General features: G+C 44.9%; 11 protein-coding genes. 2 read left to right on the top strand and 9 right to left on the bottom strand.

Going from position 1 to position 23,637, the window contains the following annotated elements:
- Positions 1–6 precede the first annotated feature (6 nt).
- From X939_RS0109450 to X939_RS22975, 9 genes are all read right to left on the bottom strand, one after another.
- A complete protein-coding gene (locus X939_RS0109450; protein WP_025763014.1) occupies positions 7–1,446 on the bottom strand; it encodes a SusD/RagB family nutrient-binding outer membrane lipoprotein in 1,440 nt (479 codons plus the stop codon).
- 21 nt (positions 1,447–1,467) lie between these two features.
- On the bottom strand, positions 1,468–4,710 hold the full coding sequence (locus X939_RS0109445; protein ID WP_044198881.1) for a SusC/RagA family TonB-linked outer membrane protein: 3,243 nt from the start codon (positions 4,708–4,710) through the stop codon (positions 1,468–1,470).
- A 449-nt stretch (positions 4,711–5,159) separates the two neighbouring features.
- Positions 5,160–7,109 (bottom strand): T9SS type B sorting domain-containing protein, encoded by a 1,950-nt coding sequence (locus tag X939_RS0109440; RefSeq protein ID WP_025763012.1) that lies wholly within the window; start codon positions 7,107–7,109, stop codon positions 5,160–5,162.
- A 262-nt stretch (positions 7,110–7,371) separates the two neighbouring features.
- A complete protein-coding gene (locus X939_RS0109435) occupies positions 7,372–9,285 on the bottom strand; it encodes an AAA domain-containing protein (RefSeq protein WP_025763011.1) in 1,914 nt (637 codons plus the stop codon).
- 81 nt (positions 9,286–9,366) lie between these two features.
- Complete coding sequence (locus tag X939_RS0109430; RefSeq protein WP_310588044.1) at positions 9,367–10,002, bottom strand: bifunctional 4-hydroxy-2-oxoglutarate aldolase/2-dehydro-3-deoxy-phosphogluconate aldolase; 636 nt, start codon at positions 10,000–10,002, stop codon at positions 9,367–9,369.
- Between the two features lie 190 nt (positions 10,003–10,192).
- Positions 10,193–12,337, bottom strand: coding sequence for a xanthine dehydrogenase family protein molybdopterin-binding subunit (locus X939_RS0109425; protein ID WP_025763009.1), 2,145 nt, complete (start codon positions 12,335–12,337; stop codon positions 10,193–10,195).
- Positions 12,338–12,339: 2 nt separating this feature from the next.
- A complete protein-coding gene (locus X939_RS0109420) occupies positions 12,340–12,801 on the bottom strand; it encodes a (2Fe-2S)-binding protein (protein WP_025763008.1) in 462 nt (153 codons plus the stop codon).
- Positions 12,802–13,028: 227 nt separating this feature from the next.
- The gene (locus X939_RS0109415) at positions 13,029–15,026 is read right to left on the bottom strand and encodes a glycoside hydrolase family 97 protein (protein ID WP_229236037.1); all 1,998 of its coding nucleotides are present in this window, start codon (positions 15,024–15,026) and stop codon (positions 13,029–13,031) included.
- A gap of 188 nt (positions 15,027–15,214) precedes the next feature.
- Positions 15,215–18,565 (bottom strand): ExeM/NucH family extracellular endonuclease, encoded by a 3,351-nt coding sequence (locus X939_RS22975; RefSeq protein WP_025763006.1) that lies wholly within the window; start codon positions 18,563–18,565, stop codon positions 15,215–15,217.
- A 463-nt stretch (positions 18,566–19,028) separates the two neighbouring features.
- Here X939_RS22975 and X939_RS0109405 point away from each other — a divergent pair, with 463 nt between their 5' ends.
- On the top strand, positions 19,029–22,151 hold the full coding sequence (locus X939_RS0109405; protein ID WP_025763005.1) for a SusC/RagA family TonB-linked outer membrane protein: 3,123 nt from the start codon (positions 19,029–19,031) through the stop codon (positions 22,149–22,151).
- Between the two features lie 34 nt (positions 22,152–22,185).
- Positions 22,186–23,604, top strand: a complete 1,419-nt coding sequence (locus X939_RS0109400) for a SusD/RagB family nutrient-binding outer membrane lipoprotein (RefSeq protein ID WP_025763004.1) — start codon at positions 22,186–22,188, stop codon at positions 23,602–23,604.
- The last annotated feature ends 33 nt before the right edge of the window (positions 23,605–23,637 follow it).

Genomic DNA, 23,637 nt, shown 5'->3' with positions numbered 1-23,637 from the left:
TCAACTTCATTGAATGTCCCAAAAGAGGCGTGTGCCGGGCGTATCTCCTCCAATGGCTTTTGCTGCCTTCTGTAGCATATCCCCGTTTAGAGTAGCTTCATCGACAGGGTAAACGAGTCTAACAGGAATATCATCGTGGGTAAGACCTTCGGGTATATTGAACCCAGTGAAGTCCATCAATCTCCAGGTGGTCCAGCCTTCCAGTCCGTTATTATATAGTGCAAGCCATTTTTGAAGCCCTATTTTTTGCCTCCAGCTACCAGCTGCGGTGGCGAAGGCTACAGATGGCTGGGCAAGATAGGCGGTAGCCTCCTGCTCACTGCCCCCCCATTCCAGAATGGAGGCTCTCACGGCCATGGCATATAGTTCAGCTGCGGTCATACCCATATCGTATCCCCTCTGAGCTGCCTCAGCCTTCAGAAAAAGCACTTCCGAATACCGCATACAAATTCCCGGACTATCGGCGACATAGAGGAATTCACCTGCTGAAGAAAAAGATGTAAAAGCATTTCCGGATCCATATTTCCCTCCTTTAAAAACTCCCTTACCCAAATTTTCTTGAAAGTACTTACCGCGCCGGGGATCCTTGAGCGTATTCATTATATCGACTATGGTATTGGCCGCAACATAGTCGCTTCTACCACTTAAGACCAGATCTTCGTAGGCAGGATTGGTATAGGGAGCATTGGTAGTATAAGTTACTGACCAGTCTTCGCTTATAGAAGAAAAGACGCCACCCTTAATGGCCGATTCGGCCATGGTCCTGGATTTTTGAGGATCACTATCAGCCAAACGCATCGCCATGCGTAACTTAAAGGAATTAGCTGTCTTAAGCCACATGCCCATATTTCCCTCATGAACCAGATCGCTATTGGCTGAAAAACCAGGTGAAGAGGCCTCAATATCGGCAATAGCCTGATCTAAGCGCACGATAAGGTCATAATAAACCGTCTTGGCATCGTCGTACTTGGGATTAGGTTTGGTAAAGTCTAATGCTTCAGAGTAGGGTATATCTCCAAAAAGCTCTACCAAAGTTGCCCAGATTTGCACCTCCGAAATAGCAATTACCGCCAACTTATTCTTTTTAATGGGCGCTGTAATACTATTGGTAGGTTCGGCATTTAGAATCTTCTTGGCTTCATCTAAGTCTTTAAGGGCATCCCTATAACACCTAGCATACCAGTTATCAGGGATTTTCCGCTGGACTTGCTGGTACTGACTCTCATCAGGATAGGTAGTCTGAGCCCAGTACTGCGCATATAAGCGAAAAACATTAGTATTCACACTAGCATTATTGAGAATATGATGGAAGCGTTCGGTAGCATTATTAAACAGGGATTCGCCCGTTACCATTGCCGGATTCTTTTTATCAGAGTTCAGTTCCTCAAAGTTATCCGTGCAATTAAAGCATATGCCAATGAGCAGTATATAGATTAGCTTTTTCATAATTTCTTTTTTTGGGGTATATCAAAAATCAAGTTGTAGCTTAAAACCTAAATTCCGGACGGTCGGATATGAGCCTGAAAGATAGCCTTGGGAATTCCCGGCTCCCAATCCTGACTCAGGGTCAGCGAAGGGCACCTTCTTATGAATGATCCACAAATTCCTACCAACAACGGAGAAAGTGACGTTTTGAACCGCTTTTCCCAATATTTTAGAGGGTAACCTATAAGAGACAGCAGCCTCTCTAAGTTTGACATAAGAGGCATCATAGGTGGTCAGAGCTCCAGGATTTCTGGCCGCATTACCCCAGTAGTAATAGCCTCCGTAATCATTGGCTCTGGTACGAACGGTATTAGGGGTACCATCGGCCTGAACCCCCGGATTGATCAGCCCCCCACCATCGGCTACAGGGGCTCTGACTTCATTCCCTAAGTCGTTAATTGCAGCTGTATAATCGGGCAGACCCGTTCCTTGACCATAATGCATATCCAAGGAATATACTTCCCCGCCTTTTGACATATCCACCAGAAAGCTCAGATTAACCCCTTTGTAGGTAATACTGTTAGTAATCCCACCCACCCACCTGGGCTGGGCAATACCAATGACTTGATCCTGTTTCGATTTGTAATACCCGGCAGTATTTACCACCTTCTGACCGTCTAGGTACTCAAATCCAGTACCGCGAATAGTACCATACCGTTCTCCTTGTGTGGCATTAATGGTAATACCTCCTTGAAAGGTATTCAAAACAATATTGGTAACCCCCTCATAAAGGGAGCCTACGCGATTCACATTTTTAGACCAGTTTACAACGGCCTTCCATTCAAATCCGCTCCTTTTCAGAGGTATACCGGTCAGGGCCACCTCAACCCCTTTATTGGTAAGGTTTCCGGCGTTGACATAGCGATATTGATAGCCTGTCGTATAAGACTGCGTTACCCTTAGGATCTGATCGATGGTATTGACGTTATAAACGGATAAATCGAGCCCCAGCCTGCCCGAAAATGTATTTAATTCGAGTCCTGCTTCCCAACTTTTGGTTCGTTCAGGCTTCAGGTCTGGATTGTTTTTTGTGGATGGCACGGAGGTCAAAATAGCAGACCCAAAATTATCGATCCGCCCATACACATCACCCACACTGAGGGCTGGCGCATCATTCCCTACCTCAGCATATCCTATTCTGAGTTTACCAAAACGCAGCCATCCCATATCCAGATGATTCGAAAATATATAACTCCCCGATACAGAATAGTAGTTATAAGTATTATTGGCTTGGGGCAGAGCAGAAGAAACATCAATCCGATCGGAAATATCCAGGAAATAGGTATCTTGATACCCTAGGGATGCACTGATATAATAGCCGTTCACCTGCTTCTCTGCCAGGGACTCAGCAGGTAGAGGGGCGGTATTCACCGAGTTACTAATCGCATATAACCCAGGCAGGGCCAAACCACCAGAGGTAGACTGAATAATACGTTCCCGACTCTCCTTACGAATATTTAGTCCTATCAAACCATTCAAATTAAGATCATCGCTTAAATCCTTATTGAAGTTACCGATCAGATCATAATTCTGTTCCGTAAAGTCTATATCCGTCCTTTGATAGCCAGAACGTTCATCGTTATTTTGAAGTCCGAACTCGGCGGCAATTGAACCTACGGCACGACGTTCCTCTCGGAGTTCTTTATAAGTATCCATTGAAACTCTACCCATGAGTCCGAACCAGTCGGTTAGCTGATAATCAACCTTGATATTCCCATAAAGCCGTCCCCGACTATCAGAATTATAGTTTTGATATCGAGTCCAGTATGGATTGTCCCAATAGATAGGCCCCGTGTCACCATTTATAGGGTCGTTCATGTTCCATGTTACGTTTCTACCAGTGAGATCGTAAAAATATTTCTGTCTTTTAATATCCACGTTAGTCTGCCACCACTGTCTAAAATTGGTCATCAGATTGTCGGAATATCCCGTAGAAAAACGTCCGATTGTCCCCTGCCTCGTATAATTACTGGAGATAGAAGCCTTCAGCTTAGAACTGAACTGATAGGTTCCATTAAAATTTAAGTTATGCCTTTTCTGAGAACTATTGGGTAAGATACCTTTGTCGTCAAAATAAGTATATGCTAGTCTAAAAGTTCCGTTCTCATTTCCACCATTCAGATCGATTGTATTATTCCAAGTCACCTGTTGTTCAAAAAATGTAGAAGGATCATTTTGGGCTGCAACCCAGGGCAGGGGTTTAAGGTAATGTTCGGATTCCGGCACGAAAGATTCCCACTGGTACACCATCAAATTGGGGTCGAACTTTGCTCCATAAGACCCATCCTCCCGGGTGGGATTTACGAGATCAGTCACCCCATCTCCATTTATATCGGCATCTTCAAAATAGGGGTTCGTAGGCCCATACCAGGGAGAATAGCCCGCTCCATATTTCTTCTGGTATCTTATAAAAGTCGATTTATCAATTTTGCCAAAATTGACCCCAGAGGAGACACTTAATCCCAGCCCTTGCCGTTTAGAACCTCTTTTGGTGGTAATGAGCACCACACCATTCGAGCCCCTGGAACCGTATAAGGCTGTTGCAGCGGCGCTTTTCAAGATAGAAATACTAGCAATATCCTCTGCATTGATATCCGAGGCGGCATTACCGTAATCGTAGCCTCTTCTTCCATTGGTTTGATTGGTGCTATTTCCCTGGTAATTAGAAATAGGTACTCCATCGACCACAAAAAGCGGCTGATTATTCCCGGCAAGCGAATTATTGCCTCTAATGAGGACGTTTGTTGATCCTCCAAAAGTATTGTTCTGACGAATTTGTATGCCCGCTACTTTCCCGGAAAGCGAATTGACGAAGTTCTGTTGCTTAACTGCCGCCACCTGGTCACCTTGAATCTCCTGAACGGCAAAACCCAATGATTTTTTTTCCCGACTAATTCCCAAGGCCGTAACGATGACCTCCTCCAACTCATTAATCTCGTTTTCCAAGATAACATTAATGGTCGTTTGGTTTCCTACTACTACCTCTTTCTTGTAAAAACCAATGAAGCTAAATACCAAGGTGGAAGATTTGCTGGCTTTTAGTTCATATTTACCATTCTGGTCAGTACTCGTGCCTCGAGTGGTTGCCTTAATCGTAATATTCACTCCTGGGAGCACGGACCCATTCGCCGTCGTAACGGTTCCCGTTACCGTTTGCTCCTGACAGAGTCCCGGCCTACTGATGAGTAGCAGAAACCCTAACACTAATAGTAGATGATTATTCATATTAGTAGTAATTTTTATGAAACATATAATTCATATATCATAAAATTACTATATATATTACAATTATACAATATTAAAATTTGCAATAAAATAAATACTATTATCTATTTATCAACAAGTTACATATATAGATTTACCTAAAAACAGGTCGACATATCGACTCCCATCGGCCCGTGGTAAGGCTAGTAATCTCTGGAATGATAAGTCAGTGGGGATTATATTTTGTCAAGGAGACACTCCGTATTTCCCATGATCGAAGGCTCTTTCTGATTTTTAACTTTCAGTAATCCACACAAACGAAAGCGGTGGAGAGAGAATAAGGCGATAAATATTTTATTTGGAAGGAATTGGGGCAAAAAAAATCCATCTTAACCTCCTGACAAGGCTAAGATGGATGGAACAAGAAAATTTGGATGATTAACAGATAATAAGAGTAAAGAACTTTCCCTTTACCTAAGCAACATGAACGTGCCTGTTTTACTAACTTCCTGATTCAGGATATCAACAACAGTAATTTTATATACATACGATCCAATTGGAGCATCTTCTCCCTGAATTCTGCCATCCCAGCCATCTTGAATGTCAGTGGTATGAAATACAACTTTCCCCCATTTGTTAAAAACAGACATAGAAAAAGTTTTATATAAGGCTCCATAGGCCTGAAACAGATCATTATATCCGTCTCCGTCAGGGGTAAAAGCCGAAGGCAGATAAAGCGCTACGTCCCGATTAACTGACAAAATATTCGAAACACTTTCAAAGTTCCTGTTAACCGATTTGGCCGTAATCTGAAAGGTATATGACAAATCGGTTTGGTTGTCGAACTTCGGGACAAAACTGGTAGTTGGGCCTACATCGGTTACCTCCTTTTTGGATGGACTCTCCTGAGTTACCTCGTATGTGGCTATTGCGTCCATAAAGGGTTTTTCTCCGGTCCATTTAATCAAGGGTATATCCGTACTCAGATGAATCGTGCAGATTGGCTCTGTGGCAGCAGAACGTTGCCCACAGGCGTTTCGGTAAGTCATCCGATAACAGTAAGATTGCGCATTGGCTTCCACATCGGGATCTGAATAGGTAAGCTGATTATATAAAGTTGTCAATCGCTTAAACACCGTACTTCCCGCATCCGCCTTTTCAATCATTATTTCGTAGTTATTTTTCCCGCTAGCTCCTGGAACAGCCGTATTAATAATGATCAGATCGTCACTAGCCACAGTTACGGAGGCCTCTGTAATAGGCCCTGGACTGCTTACTTCTGTTTTGACACTTACAGGTGCTGAAATAGATTTTATATTTTTCGTAGTGACAATTAATTGATATTCAAAATTATCACCGCACTGTACATCCAGATCAGTAAAACTGAGGGTCTTGATATCCTTAATAACTTCTAAAGATTTCCCATCGCGTAATATCTCGTAACTATCAAAGTCTTGCCCGGCTGGATACTCATTCCAACTCAGGATATTTGACTCATTGGCAGTAGATCCCTTTAAGACCATGGAGGTAATCACTTCGCTATCGAGTACACCCCCACACAAGTCGCGAGAACCTAATTTTACCTTATAAATTTGGGCAGTGTTCAATCCGTTTATCCTAGCAATCTGCACCCCACCGGTGGTTCGCGTAGCCGCAACCGAATAATTGGCTCCATTATCCGTACTGTACTTCAGATCGGTATTTACACCTGAAAGGCCCAAATAATTAATTTCCATACTTCCATTTCCCTTCATTTCAACACTATTAATGGCAATGCTCTGAAGTTGTGCCTGTTCGAATTTGACAGGCATATTAAGTGGGAACCCTTGGGTACATGCAGATGGAGCGTCATAAAGACCAGTAATTCGAATAGTCGGTTGGATTGATGTATTCTGGTATGTATACTCCAGGGTCAGATTATCTCCTTTTTTCCATTCCGTTTTATTCCCGTCTCCCCAGTCGAACTGTAAGCGATCGTAAGCATTTAAGATATTATCACTTACCAGGGTAACAATAATTTTAGATCCTCCACAAGACGAATAGGTAGCAACTACCGGCCTTACTTCTAATACTTTTACCGTCTTACAGGCATAAAATTGTCCGTTTCCTAAAACGACCTTTTGCAATATTGTAAAAACGCCTGGCGCACCATAAGTGACGGTCTTTTCATTTGAATACGGACTTCTCAAGTCGGAAAATTGGACCCCGGCCAGAGACTTCCCATCATAATTAACGGAGTAGTCGTCTGCAAGAGAACCCGCAATATCATTGGTGATCGTGACCCGTAAAGGAGCGCAACCCTCGTTTTTATCGAGGGTGAAGCCACCCCCACCCCGGTCACAAAGCCCTTGAGAACTCACTTCATCGGAAGTTCCCAGGAATAATGCTATGATAAATGAGACTAGTAATTTTATTTTCATATGCGTGTGTACTGAAAGATCAGGTCTAAATGCTAAAGGGGAATATCATTTTAGTTTAAGTGCACTACAAAAATAGCTGAAAATCAGTGAAAATTAAGATTTTAAAAATAAAGGATAAGGTCCCATCTTACTAACGGATACATGAGCCATTCTATTTTCTTTAATAAAGGAGTTCTGAAAAATTCAGGTTGGCATTTATACTTATTGTACGATATCCCCCTCGGGGCATTCAATAGCATCCCTATTATTATTTTCCTTGTTCTTAAACATCCATAAATTCCCAAGCACTAAAATATCCCTCGCAGTTCTGGGTATAATCAATGAAGTCGGCATAAAATGGCAGGGATCCGAGCGTGGCACTATCTCCAATCACAATAAGTTTTTTACGGGCCCGGGTCATGGCAACATTCATTCGACGAATATCAGAAAGGAAACCTATATTCCCTTCTATATTGCTACGGGTAAGACTAATCAGTATGATATCGCGCTCCTGTCCCTGAAAACTATCGATAGTATTGACCTGAACAGTGCCACCATAGCTCCTGAATACCGGACTGCTGTCGACCTGGGTTTTTAATAATTCAATTTGCTGCTTATAAGGGGAAATGATCCCAATAGAAGGGAAATTTTCTGCAGTATAACCAGGCCGTGTTTCCATTTCAGAAACCAGATGCGACAGGTATCTGATGGCGAAAGACGCCTCTTCGGGGTTGGTAGAGCTGGTTCCCTCCAGCTTTTCATCAAAACCGCAGCCCGCTGTATCGATAAAGGCCAGGGCTTTTTTCTCTCCTAATAGAGTCCAGTTGGCCACAGAATTGTGTGCAATCAGGCGATTTTCATAAAACACCTGGGACGAATAGCCCATAATCGCCTGGTTCATACGGTACTGGGTATCCAAAAGTGTTACGTGATTAGGGTACGTTTCGGCCAACTTCTCTAGTAAGGTAAGAGACAAGCCCTGCTGAGCCGCCTGATTAGATTTAATGGTAGGGGGTAACTGACAATAATCCCCAGCCAGAACCACCCGGTTCGCTTTTAGGATCGGGATCCAGCAGGCAGGCTCCAGTGCCTGACCTGCTTCATCGATCACCAACGTGTCATAATTCAACTCTCGAACCGTGTAATGATTACTACCTACCAAAGTAGCGGTAATTACCTGGGCTTTACTCAAGAGATCGTCAATTATATATTGCTCCGTTCTGCCTACTTCTTTTATGATTCGATGAGCCTCATCAAAAAGCGCCTTACGCTGTTCTCTTTCGGCTTTGCCAAAATTGCGCTTGTATTTATGCGCCATATTCCGAAACTCATTGGCTTGCTTCTTCAGCGCCTTAATTTCCTTGGTTCTTGGATGGGCGGTCATTTTATGATCCAGGGTAAGGGCAGACAACCGTTGGGAAACCTTAGCAGGATTCCCAACCCTAACCACATGAAGTCCTTCTTCGGAAAGTTTCTCGCTAAGCAGATCGACGGCAGTATTGCTTGGGGCTACGACCAGAATCTTTTCGGATCCTGTAGCAGCCAACGCCGTAATCGCTTGGATAAGGGTAGTAGTCTTACCTGTACCAGGAGGGCCATGAACAATGGACAGCTCATTGGCCATTAAAATTTTTTGGGCAGCATTTTCCTGGGATTCATTCAGTCCCTTAAAATGATAATTTATAGGATTCGGGTGGTATGATGGCTCCTTTTCTCCCAATAGAACCCGCATCAACGGTAGTCGAGCAGGGTTTTCCAAATCCTTTTCCGCTTTTTTCAAAGCGGCATTCATTTCGTCATAGCTGTTATCATCAAACATTAATTCAATGCCCAGCTTGCCATCTCGCGACCAATCGGGAAGCTCTTCATTTCGCAGTGCAATTTTCAGTCGATTGCCATTCTGATAGGAGATTGTCCCTTCAACGCGGTCTTCTTTGGGGTCATGGTTGGAGAACAAAACTGCTGGCATTCCGGAACGGAATTGATGCGCAATATCCTGATGTGTAGTACGCTCCAACTCTACGGTCAGATAATCTCCTCGTCCCATCTCGGTGCCTCGTATAGCAATGGGATACCAGGCGAGACCTTCGCCTCTGCGCTCAGAAACGGAAGTATTCTCTGTGAGTTTTTTGTAAGACAGTCGGTCCTCTTCCCGTTCTATCTGAAGCAGTCCAAGCAGTTTTTTGAAATAATCCATATACAAAGGTAAGTGGATAATCCATACCGTTGGTGGCTCACCCAATCATAGAATGTAGTGGTTTAGGCTTATTTACCTGATTTATAATAACGCAACAAATTTACCAAGATGGACCTTAAGTGCCGGCCAATCTTTATTAGCTATCATTTTTTTGTCGAAAAGAAGACTGGCTAAACCATACCCATCGGCTCCTGCATTTTTGAATTCTATGAAATTCTCTAAGGAAACCCCACCAGTAGGAATCAGTTTTATATCCTGAAAGGGCCCTTTAATATCTCGAATAAATGTAGGCCCTAAAGCTGTGGCCGGGAATACTTTAATCATGGGAGCACCTAAAGACCAAGCTTTATAAATTTCAGTGGGGGTATAAGCTCCAGGAAATATAGGAATGCTCTTTTTTACACACTTTTTTATGATTTTAGCTGATACTACTGGAGTAACTATAAACTGGGCGCCCGCCTCCAAAGCCGATTTCAACTCCCGATCCGTGCAAACGGTGCCTGCTCCAATATTAAGCCCTTCAGGTGCATTGGCAACAGCGTAGGCAATCATCTCTTCCGCGCCAGGCGTATTCATGGTTATTTCTAGGGTAGTTAGCCCCACTTCACTATAGATTTGCAAGAGCATAGGAAGATCTTCTATCGTAATATTACGAAGGATACCTACAATGGGTGCCTTATGGAATAACTCCCAAGAAAATGTATTCGGATTCATCATGTATAAGATATAGGCAAAATTGAGCCCCTTCGGCTATCACTCCTAATACTGTAGTGAGACCTGGGCCATATATCCTCCCCAAAGAAGTGATGGGGAGGAATTTACTATCAATACACCATGTTTAGTCGTATTGTTTGGCCGACAGTGAGGGTTTATCTACTTCCGAGAGCTGGAGCCCTGGAAGCATTTCCTATGAAACACCCTTGAACGGTTCTTCTAATATGAAGGGTTGATTGCGCAGTCTTTTACCAGTCGCTTTATAAATTGCATTGGCTACTGCAGCCCCGGTAGGCGGCAACGCGGGCTCACCTAGTCCAGTGGGGTCAATACCATTATCTACGAAATGCACCTCAACCTCAGGAATTTCATTCATACGAATCATTCTGAACCCATCGAAATTACTCTGATCGGGAGCACCTTTTGTAAAGGTCAAATTTCCATACATGGCATGCCCGGTTCCATCTACTACGCCCCCCCGTACCTGCTGCAAGGCTCCGCCTTTATTAACCACTATTCCACAATCAACAGCGGCTACTACGTTTTTCAGTACAGGCTTCCCTTTCTCCAGCACTACTTCGCCTACCTGAGCTACGTAGGAACGGTGAGAAAAATAGACGCTAAAACCTTGATGCACTCCATTTTTCTTGCCCCAGTTGCTTTTTTCTGCAGCCAATCGGGTCACTGCCAACATCCGGTCTATATCATATTTGACTTCACCAAAAGGTTTTTCTTTTGCCTTTTCAAGCATTTCGATCCTAAACTGAACGGGATCTTTTCCGGCAGCCTCTGCTACTTCGTCCAGGAATGCCTGCTCGGCATAAGCCAGAAAATTGGTTATGGGTGCCCTCCATGGCCCCGTGGTAATGGGGGACGGATGGTCTACAGAATCGATTAAAAGATTGGGAACGGCGCCGGAGGGGAAGTTATCTTCACGGGTTGGGTTGCCGGCATTCATCCCTACCCCCCTTAGTTTATAGCCAATCATATCACCCGCCTGGTCTAGGGCGGCCTCAAACCGGTAGCGAACTGCCGGGCGGTAGGTTCCTCCCGTCATATCATCCTCACGGGTCCAAATTACCTTAACGGGGGCTTTTACCAGCTTGGATACGAATACTGCTTCCCGAACAAAGTCGGCAGATAGCCTTCTTCCAAAGCCCCCTCCCTGCCGTGTCATCTCCACGGTTATTTTTTCTACAGGAATCCCCGTAATTTTAGAGGCTTCTCCCCGCGCCCTGTCGGGCGTTTGGGTAGGCCCCACTAGCTCAACCCCATCTTCACGTACATGTGCAAAAAAGTTCATGGGTTCCATTGGGCTGTGGGCCAAAAAGGGACATTGATATTCAGCGGTGACAACCTTAGCTGCCGTTGCAAATGCTTTTTCAACGTCTCCTTCTTTCCTACGGACAGTAGGTGTGCCTTGGGCTAGCAATTGCTGAAATATACGATTATGGTCGCTGCTACTCTCCAGATCGCTTCCTTGTTCGTAAGTAATTTTTAAAACCTCCCTAGCTTTTTTGATCTCCCAAGTAGATTTGCCCACAATGGCAACACTGTCCTCAAATGTTACAATATCTATGATACCTGGCATTTTTCTGGCAGCTGCCGAATCCACCGATTTCAATTTTAACCCAAAAGCCTTAGGTCTCTGTATCTGGGCAAGGAGCATACCCTCTCGCTGAAAATCGATCCCAAACATAGGCTTTCCAGTCGCAATATTTTTATTATCTACATTGGGAACCTCAGTGCCAATGAGCTTAAAATCTTTGGGATTTTTTAGTACTACGTTTTTGGGAGTCTCCATTTTCCCTGCTTCCACGGCTAATTCTCCATAGGAAAGCGACTTCCCAGAACCTTTATGCAAAACCTTCCCAGTGTCTGTGCTACATTCAGAGACAGGCACTGACCAGCGTTTTGCGGCAGCAGCCATCAAAAGCTGCCTGGCCGTTGCCCCTGCCATGCGAAGTCTCTCCCAGGAATGGGGTACTGCTCCGCTACCACCTGTCACCTGTCGCTCAAATCGACTGTTGTCCAATGCTCCCTGCACGGTATGCACCTTGCTCCAATCGGCGTCCAGTTCTTCGGCCACCACGAGAGGAAAGGCAGTTTTGATCCCCTGCCCGATTTCCGGATTTGGTGACACGATGGTTATAATGTTATCGGCACCAATACTGAGATAGCTATTGAACTGTGACAACCCATTGGTAATGGTCTCGCCACTCACGACAACGGGGCTGGCCTGAGAATTGGACCAGTTAAAGCCTAAAAATAAACCACTACCCGTTAAGGCAGCGATTTTCATAAAATCTCTCCTGGAATTGTTTACGGTTTCCTTCATGATTAATGGGATTTAGAGGCGGCCACTTTGATAGCTTCACGTATTCGGTGGTAGGTGCCACAACGGCAGATATTACCACTCATTTTTTCGACAATTTCCTCCTCGGTAGGGTTAGGATTCTCTTTTAAAAAGGAAGCAGCCGTCATAATCTGACCGGCCTGGCAATAGCCACATTGAGGTACATCCACATCGCACCAGGCTTGCTGAAGAGGGTGATCTCCGTGCTCAGAAAGGCCTTCGATCGTGGTGATTTCAGCCATGCCAACAGCAGAGACAGGTAAAACACAGGAGCGTACGGCGGTACCATCCAAGTGAACCGTACAGGCGCCACATTGTGCTATGCCGCAACCGAACTTCGTACCTGAAAGCCCCAAATGATCACGTAGAACCCATAGAAGCGGCGTATCGTCAGCTACTTCGGCTTGGTAGCGTCTCTTATTTACTAAAAGGTTATATTTCGCCATGATAATAAAGATGATATGTCAAAAAAATATATGGTCAGAAGCGGCAGCCCATCATTGAGATGGGCAGAATAAGTTAAACGACTTATTTGCAGCCTACAAGGTACTACAAATGACATTTTGAACCAATAAGAAATGTCAATCATATCTCAAAAAATCACAATTTATTCTGTCTCTAAAGTAAAAAGTCAAGAGTCTTTTGCTATTCCTCATCGTAGCCAGTTCAGGTATCAAGGTAATTTCACAAATCGTACTGCCTGCCCACCACCTGCTTCCAAGCGAATATCCAAGTCCTCATTCTGGTTCACCAGCCTGGTCGAAATCAGAAGGTGATTCGGATATCGGTCTACATCGGGTGCGTCAGCATAGATTTCTGCTCGGTACTTCCCCTCACCTAAAAAGGCCAGTGGAACTCGGAGCTGTCGGGGTTTATGATCGGTAATGCTTCCTAGATACCAGACTTCATCCTTCTGGCGCACAATAGTAAGATACTCTCCTACCTGAGCATTTAAAACCTTAGAATCGTCCCAGTTAGTAGGCACCTGTCTTAAAAAATCGAAACCTGGTTGGCCTTCGTAGGCCTTAGGATAATCGCTAATGATCTGAAGATAACTTTCTAAGACCACATACATGGCCAGTTGATGGGCCCGAGTGCTTAGCATTAAAGGTTCAATATACTGCAGTTTAAAAGAGTCGGAAGGTACAGCCCGAAATCCTCCCAGGTGATAGTCGGTGGGCCCGGCCAACATCCTTGTAAATGGAATATTTATATCGTCGAATGGGGCCAATCCCTTCGGTTCCCATTTGTTAACCTCATAATTTCGGGTGCCCTCCCGGGTAAATTCATTGGGGTAAGTACGACTCAGACCCGTAGGTTTATAAGCACCATGAAATTGTATATGTAAATGGTGTTTGGCAGCTTTTTCTAACATTTCAGTTTGGATATTCACCATTTCCTGATCGTCCCGATCCATAAAATCGATCATCATTCCCTGAACACCCCATTCCTCGAAGCGGGCAAAGGCAGCATCTATTTTCGGATACAATGCGGCCCAATGCACCCATACCCGAATTCCTACTCCATTTTGCTTTCCATAGTCACAGATCCTTTGCATGTCAAGACCCGGTACTGGGGTAGTAACATCGGCATTGGGCCCGGGCATATACCGTATGCCATCGTCGACATACCATTGGCGCACGCCGTACTCTACCACCGAATGATATTCTATACCGTTACGGGCACAAAAATCTATATAGTATTGAGCCGTTTCAAAGTTATTACCTGGAGCATTCAAAGTAAGGGGTACAATATTCCCATTCCACCAAGGGAAGGTAGTTTTACCAGGTTTGAGCCAACTTACATCTCCCAGTTTATTGGGTGCATTCAGACTGGTGATGATCGTACTCTCGATAAGCGTGCCAACCCGATCGCTTAGTAAAAGTACCCGCCACGGACTCTTATGCGGCAGCGAGGCCCTCACTTTCACCCCTCCTTCACCTGGCCGGGGAGAGAGTTTGCTTGTCAAAAGGCCATTCTGCCGTGCCAAATACATCCCGGCATAATCCAGCAAAGCCGCTTCGGTTATACCCAGATAGGCCTTACCACCTAAATCGAATAGGGCAGGCATATCATACAAAGAATCGGCAGGAAGATCATCAAGTTTACCGACGGTGTAAATACCTTCATGGGAGCTGGTATAATTAGGTAAACCTAGGGCAAATACCTTGGGATTTCCGGCGATATGAAAATGCGAACGTTCATCCATAAGCACCAATTCTTTGCGTCCCTGCTGCTCGGGAAACTCATACCGAAAGGCTACCCCGTCATCAAATACACGCACCAATATCTTAATTTTCCTGAAAGGGGCTTGCCGCTCTTCAATAGGCAACGATAACTCCTGAAAATGGTCCTGCACCAACTTTTTCTTGCCTACTACCAGTTCATATGTTTCCACCCCTTTACGATATACAGGTTTGCCGATCATCAGGTTATGACCAAAAATTCCATCATCGAATTCGAGTTCCAATACAGAAGGCTCAATGACCTGGCTCTTATTGAGCCATACGGCATACTCTATTCGGTCATTTTTCAGTTCACAAGCGACCCGGATCTGGCCATTGGGCGAAATCACCTGAAGGGGTTTGGCTATAGCTGGGGACCCGGAAATGGCAGGACAGGCAAACATGCCAGTCTGCATAAAAAGTAGGAAAATCAGAAATTTTCTCAAAATTACTCGTATTCAAAGGTTAATGTAATCATTTTGCGATATCAACTTAAAGGCTACAAGGTGAGAATTTCATTGAAGATATTCAAGGTAGTCTAGATCCATACCTATCAAAAATAAATAAGGCCAATCAACAATATTATGCTGACTGGCCTTATTGGTTAGATGCTTTATCTAAATTAAAATCTGATTTAGTTTTTTACAAATTTCAAATTTAAGACCTTAGAATCATTGACAAGTTGGATCAGGTAAGCACCAGTTTCCAATCCGTTAAGTCGACCGTTTATGGCAGTCTCAATTTCCTTAACAAATCCTGAGCCACTGATAATTAGCTTTCCTTCGCTACTTACCAGCCTATACTCATAGGAAGAAGTACCTATTATTTCTTTGTTCAAAAGGTTGAATTCGGATTGTACTGGATTGGGATATACGCCTGAGCTTAAGGATCCCCCCTCCCTTTTGATCACCTGCAAGCGATAGATGGTTTTCGTACCATCGCGGTCTACCTGCACAAGCCGGTAATACGAAAGTCCCTCACTGGGGTACACATCCGTATATTGATACAAATTTTTAGGAGAACTCCCCCCTGCTCCATCTATTCTTGCGATCTCTTTAAAATGAGACGCATCGAGTGATTTTTCAACTATAAAATAGTCGTTATTAACCTCTGAAGCAGTTTCCCAGATTACCTGAACCTGATTCGTTTCATTTTTTAGCTGAAAAGAAACGAGGCTTACCGGGAGTGCAACAGAAAAATCTAGCCCTACTATAACGGCATCGTGATCCGATGATCGGAAGGCATCCGAGGTATAGGTAGCAGACCAGGGGTTGACCCGGTCTGAACCACCGCTATTCACCTCGTCTTTATATGAGAGGTAGTCAGGCTCTACAGAATTGATATTCCATTTGGCCACACCGCTCACCAGTGTGTTAAGTTGAGAACTTACCACTGCATGATCTAAAGAGCCAAGTTGGCCATCAAAAAGATAGGAGTAATCTGTAGCATTGGCAAGAACAACCTGGCCCCCAGCTCTTAAAACATCCATGGGATCTTCTTGATAATATGCATTATAATCACCCATTGAAATGACATAATCATTACCTGATGATGATTTTACGGTAGAAATAAAGTTCAGAAGTTCATTGGCCTGGTCTTTTCTCCTTCCATTATAACAACCCTGCCCATCATTCTGATCGGCATTGGCACCCGTAGCTGACCCACAACCCTTAGACTTAAAGTGGTTGACAATATAATTGAACTGAATTGGAGCAGCTATGCGGGCCGACGGGAGCACAATCTGAAAATTCTGAGCTAAAGGTGGGCGATCGAAAACAGGATTAGTGCTACCCATTGCACTTCCAACAGGGAGAACCTTGGTTGGTTTATATATTATGGCACACCGAATTTGATCCGTTCCCGTCACGGTTTCGGTAATGAAACGATATGTATCTGGCCCCATACGGTCATTTAAGCCCCTCACCAGATCGGATAATGCAGCATTGGCACCGTTGCCATCATTTTCTATTTCTAATAATCCAACAACATCGGCATTTATCTCACTTAGTGCACTAATAATTTTTGCCCTTTGCCGTTCGAACTCTACCAGGGTAGAGGCGCCTCGAGCCGTAGGAAATCCCCCACCAAGACCGTCCCCATTGAAATAATTGAGTACATTGAAGCTTGCAACTTTAACCGTGGCGGAACCTACAGAAGGCACGGAACCTGGCCTTGGCGCATAGGAAAAATTCGTTGCTGTAGCATAGGTATGTCCTGCTGGCAAGGGTTGTAGGCGATAGGCTTGATAGCCATATCCCATAATTGCTGTAATTCCACTCACAGTACTACCCACCCGGAGTGTATGGTCTGCGTTCACATAGGGTAGTGAAATGGGTGCAATAGCACGGCCATCGTCGAGTACGATTGTTCTTAGAGCATTATCCTCTTTTAGCTGATTAATTGCTGCAAGGTTGGAAGTCCCGGAGCTGCTAGTACCACTAGCTGTTGCATCATTGGGATCCAATATCTGAGTGGGCTGATAGACCAGTCCACCCTCCGAAAGCTTGATACTACCATAGCTTCCCAATTCATAATTATCACTGACGGTAAGGGTTCCCGGGTAGGTCACCAGCATGCCTTCGAATCGCTCCAGATAGGTACTGGATAACGCGGGAAGCGAAAAGGAAACAGGAGTGGGCAAGGGTTGATTACTGGCCAGAATGGAAATAGAGGTTGGCTGCAATACGGCCTGCTCGTAAGAAGGCGCAGCACTTGATTCGGACACATCACCCGCAACCTTTACCTTCTGTCCCACCCCCACGGAAGGACTCGCTTCAACCACGAAAATAGCCTCTGAAGTCAGTGGATCGTTATCGCTGTCCGTATCTTCCTCCTGAACATAGAATCCGGCAGGACTCCAATCCGCAAATACACCCGTTACGATCCCTTCGATGGTGAAAGTCCCGCCAGTGGCCTGAGAGCCCTGCCCTTGAATAGAACTAATTAAGGTAGGTATACCTGGATCATTTATGGTTGTAAACCTCCATGTCGTGTCGTCCTGTACACCAGCAAAGTAATTACCTGCCATATCTTCAACAGCCCCTTCATCAATGAGGACATAATAGGTTTCCGCGTAGTCGAGAGTAACTCCCGAGATGGTCAACTGACTGCCCGAGAGAACCACGGAAGCATCGTTAATGGGGATTACCTGCGAGGATGAATTGGAGGGCTTATATAAGGTAATGTTGCCATTTCCTCCTTTATTAATCGGTTCGGAGAAGACTACCTTCAGATCTGTGGTGATGGATACGTTGGTTGCATTAGCAGCAGGCGTAAGCGTAGCTATTTCGGGCCCCGTAATATCCGGACCCGTTGACTGACCATTGATACTAATCTCATCTACTGCGATTCGATCACGGCTACCGGTCAACCCTTCCGAAGATTCCCAGTAAATCCACCGCACCTGAACCTCTGCCTTATCGTTGGCGGAGCTAGGCAGAACTTCGGAAAAAACGCCAGATGCATCTCCAACTGATTTCCCTGCGGAAGTATAAACCGATGAAGTTCCTACATTGATAAAGTTTCCACTATTACCCACACGATACTGCAGGGCTACACTATTGTCTCTACTTGAAGCATTGGTTACAGTCCGACATAACCAGCTAACAGTGATGTCCTGCTTACCCGTGGTGTTGATTCCTATCACTATAGCTCCTGCAGCATTGCTTCCCGAAGCCAACAGACCGATTCCATCTACTCCATTGGTACCTGCATTTAACCAGCCGCCAGAAGTGGAACCTGCATTATAAGGTAGATCGTCGTTCCCCTCGGCCAAAGTCCGTGAGGTAGGGATAGCTCCTGAAGTAGTGCCAAAACGATGAATGGCCATTCCGGTAGGAGGTGTATTGGCACTCTGGCCGTTAAAAATGAATGGAAGTACCTGAGGTAAAGGCTGAGTTTGTGAAAAGCCAGGACAGGAGAATCCAATTAGGAATAGTAATACGGGGAAAGTGTCCCGAAGTAAAACAGATAAAAAATGCCTCATAGTTTGTTTTTTAGTAAAAATATAGAGACGAAATTAAGTCAAATCTTTCGATTCGTTTTTATCCTTATGCTAAATTTTCTGTACTGAATATTACCAGCATATTAATACTTTTACTATAAATTTTTGACTAATTATTATAAACAATACAGCATACTGATGCGAAAATATTAGCCTGATATTGAATACTTCTACAAATCATACCTACAACTTTTATAAAGTATCACTTGGCTTGATTTCCATAAGCCTTAAGCTGGGCAGATTTTTGATTATGACATTTTTAGGGTACCGTGCGGACATTCGGAAGGCGATTACGTCATAAATCAACGACCGGGACATCCTAGGCCTCAGAAAAGTATGTAACTGGAACGCAAATAATCGGTACAGATTTGTATTTGTTAAGAACAATATTGAAATTGTTAAATATTTTAACTGATTTCTCATATCAAGCATAAATATTTTACAGATGAAAAAAACTATACTTCCATTACTTACCGGCTTTCTGATCGGTTTGGCGAACCTGACCTTCGCCCAAACCGACCGGTTAAGTATTAGCGGTAAGGTCAGCATGGCAAAAGACGGAGGGGCTCTACCAGGAGTAAGCATTACCCTGAAGGGCACCACTCAGGGAACTCTTACCGACGAGGGTGGTCATTATCAGATTACGGTACCAGACAAAAGCGCTATTCTTGTTTACAGCTCAATAGGGTTTAATACCCGAGAAGAGAAAATCGGAAACCGTGTGGTTATAGATGTAGCCCTGGAAGAAGACACAAAATCGCTAGATGAGGTCGTGGTAACTGCCCTGGGAATAAGCCGGGAGAAAAAAGCCTTAGGTTACGCATCTCAAACCGTTAATAGTGAAGAGCTCATTCAAAACCGCCAGACCAATATTGTCAACGCCTTACAGGGCAAGGTAGCAGGCGTAACGATAACTAGCACAGGAGGGGCACCCGGGCAGGGAGCCAAAATCCTGATCAGGGGTATCAATTCCATCGATGTTAACCGGGATAATCAGCCCTTATTTGTTATCGACGGGATTTTGATGGATAATAGTACCTCGACGGTAGGGCAAAGTGCCGATCTGAGAGGTATGTCCAACAGGGCTGCCGACATCAATCCCGACGATGTAGAAACCATTAACATCCTCAAGGGGGGAGCAGCAACCGCGCTTTACGGTCTGCGAGGAGCCAACGGGGTGGTAGTCATTACCACCAAATCGGGAAAATCGGGTTCCTTACGAGCCAATTTCTCTAGCACCTTTGGTACCGAGCGAGTAAACCATTTCCCGGAGGTCCAGGACAAATATACCATCGGCTATGCGGGCGTTTATAATCCTCAGGATTTTTTCCCTTCCTGGGGTCCCACGGTGGAGGAAGCCCGGAAAATTGATCCTACTCACCCGGAAAAGCTATTCAATCATTTTAAAGATGCCTATAAAACGGGGAAGCAATATCAGAATAACCTTTCCTTTTCGGGTGGTACCGACAAGGTAACCTTTCTAAGTTCATTCTCTCAGCTCCATCACGAAGGCGTCATACCATTTACCGATTACGACAAATATTCTGTACGATTGAATGCACAAGTACAATTCAGCAAGAAGTTCAGCACCAGCACCAATCTGAATTTTATAAATTCGGGAGGTGACCGCTATAATGCCGATCGATTCAGTGAAAGTTTAAGTTACTGGTCACCCCGCTATGACGTCCGGGACTACGTAAAAGAAGATGGCACCATGAATACCTATGGTAATAATAACCCCATTTACGGAGCTTCCACCAATAAACTTAAGGACAACGTCAATCGGTTGATAGCCGGCATGAATTTCACCTACACCCCAATAGATTGGCTATCGTTGAATTATCGGGTAGGAATGGATACCTATGACGAAAATCGTTTGCGAACTGCACCGGGGCCAAGAGGGTTTGCCGATGAACGAATATATGAAGATAATGGTCTCGGTTTTGTCAACCAATACAATACCAGCTTCCGCTCGATCACCTCAACCTTCACGGCCAGTGCCAGTACCAACCTGGGAAAAGACTTAAAAAGTACCCTCCGGGTAGGGCACGATCTATACGACCGAAAATCCCGAAGCTTTGGAGCGGAAGGTCAGGATCTTACGGTCTATAACTACTTCGATCTGCGCAATGCCAAAACCATCGTACCTATCCAAAGTGCTGAGGATTACCGGTTAATGGGGATATTCGGTGAACTTACTCTGGATTTCAAAAACTATTTGTATCTGACTTTAACCGGCCGGAACGATATAACCTCATCTTTACGTAAACCCAATAATTCATTTTTCTATCCATCGGCTAGTTTAGGCTATGTATTTTCTCAGCATATGCAAATGCCTGCCTTTATAAGTATGGGTAAGTTCAGGGCCTCGTATGCCAAAATAGGGAAAGATGCTCTTCCTTATTCTACGACCACTGGCTTCGCTTCATACACGAGTTTACCCTCGGGAATAACCGGGTTTACAAGAGGGTCCTTGCTAGGAGATCCGAGCCTGCGCCCTGAATTTACGGAAACCTATGAAGGGGGCATTGAACTCGGTTTTTTCGGCAATCGGTTGGGACTTGACCTTACTTTTTACCAATCACTGAGTAAAGATCAGATTATCAATGTGGCCGTCTCCTCTTCTACCGGTTACGAGAAAGCCGCCATAAATTCGGGAACCATGCGCAACCGAGGCATCGAGCTAATTCTAAAAGGCAGCCCCATACAATCGGGAAATTTTTCCTGGGACGCCAGCCTTAACTTCGCAGCGAACCGCAACAGGGTGCTCAGTATTCGTGAGGGCCTTACCGAAATCACCTATGCCTCGCAATACGGATATTCCGGTTCGACGGTTACAATGAGATTGATTCCTGGCGAGGCCTATGGAAATATGTACGGTACCAGCCATAAACGATACTATGCCAATAGTGCTGACGAGGACCCTACCTATATCGACACCTCCCTGCCCATGGTAATCGGAGCCAACGGATTTCCAGTTCGGAACACGACACAGAAATTAATTGGAAACTCCTTACCCAAATGGATTGGTGGATTTAACAATACCTTCCGATATAAGGATCTTAGTCTTTCCGTCTTGATGGATGCGCGGGTAGGCCAGGACAGGTACAACCAGTTAGGAAACTTTTTCTCGGCCTTTGGAATAGCTAAATATACCGAAAACAGAAATGAAACCAAGGTTTTTGAAGGGGTATTGGCTGATGGAACACCCAATACTAAAGCGGTTTACCTTGGCCAGGGTAAAGGTCCCGATGGGGTAGATTACGGCAACGGCTACTACCGGAATGTGCACCGAGGAATTTCGGAAAATTTCGTAGAAGACGCCTCCTGGATACGCCTTCGCTCTCTCCGCCTGGCCTATAGCCTGCCTAAATCCATTCTAAAAGAGGGGCTCCTGAAGAATGTTCAGTTGAGTGTAACTGGTAATAATCTATGGTTAGGGACTAAATACTCCGGATATGACCCAGAAACAAGCTCCAATTCAAGCGGTAGCAATGTGGACGGATTTAGCGGCTTCACCTACCCCGCCGTACGCAGTTTTCTGTTCTCGTTAAGCGTTGGCTTCTGACCTGTCGCTTGTTTCCACCTTGAAAAATAATATTATGAAAAATACACCCAAACACCTCAAGTTTCTCCTGTCTCTGATGCTAATATTTGGCTTGGCAAGCTGCGACAGTTATTTTGATCTAAATGAGAACCCCAATTTGGTATCCAACCCGCCCCTGAGATCGTTGCTCTCTACAACCACCCAAAAGACAGCGCTAAATATGCAGAGAATGGGGAATATCACTTCTTATTTCGTGCAATACTTAGCCAGTCCAGGAGCGGGAGGTTCCACGGACACCTATCAGGAAACGGACTATACCAGTACCTGGGACGCGATCTACTATGCCATGGCCGACCTTACCGACCTGAAAAATAGGGCCATAGCAGAAGGGGCATCTGAATATGTAGGCGTGGCGAATGTTCTCCTGTCCTATCACATTAGTCTGATAGCCGACAGCTTTGGCAGTGCTCCCTTCAGCAAGGCATTTACTGGAGACCCGCTGGTGCCTGCCTACGACTCGGAAGCTAGCTTATATGAAACTTCACTTACCCTGATCGATGCGGGCATTACAGAACTTAACCGGGAGGATTCTAAAATCAAACTCAGTGCCCAGGACGACCTCATTCATAAGGGAGACAGGGCGGCATGGATCAAGACGGCATATCTGTTAAAGGCTCGACTGCTTAATAAGGTTAGCAAACATAGTAGTTACGATGCCGCCGCCGTTTTGGCGGCAACAGAAAAATCCTATTCTTCAAATGCCGATGATGCTCAAATGAGTAGCTTTCTTTTACGCAACCCCTGGGCTCAGGTAGCCCGTGACAATGCCAATCTGGTACTCAACGGATGGCTTTCGCGGCAGCTGGTAGACCAGCTCCTTGGAAAACTGGGCGGAGTATACGATCCCAGAATCGAAAAAATAACGGACAAGACCGTTAACGGTGATTATAAAGGCACGGTCAACGGCCAGGGAAATGTAGGAGGTAATAATACCGTCAAAGATGAATCCTATATTTCCTTAAACTCTCCACTTTCCGGAGATGAATCGCCATTGATCATAGGTACCTATGCCGAATTAAAAATGATAGAAGCGGAAGCGGCCTTTAGAAGCAACCAGAAAGAACGATCCTATGCCGCCTACCTAGCTGCAATAAAGGCCAATATGGCTAAATTGCAGGTCCCCTCTGCCCAGGCAGAAACCTATCTGGCCAGTCCAGTCGTCGCTGTAGGAGCCAATGGACTTACACTGAAACATATTTTTCAAGAAAAATATGTCATCACTTACCTTAATCCAGAGGCGTGGAACGATGCCCGACGATTCGATTACCAATATAGCGGATTCGTATTGCCGATCAATGCGGCCTTGCCTACCTATATTCGCAGGGTGGCATACCCCAGTTCCGAAAGAGCCGAAAACAGTAATAATGTCCCCGATTTCATAGCGCTTGATACACCTCTTTGGTTTGACAAATAAGGGGTAAAACGAAAGCTGCTGGCTCCTAAACGA

It is taken from the genome of Dyadobacter tibetensis Y620-1 (assembly GCF_000566685.1).
Lineage (GTDB): Bacteria > Bacteroidota > Bacteroidia > Cytophagales > Spirosomataceae > Dyadobacter > Dyadobacter tibetensis.
Note: the sequence above shows the minus strand (reverse complement) of the source record. Positions and strands in the feature narration are given on the sequence as shown.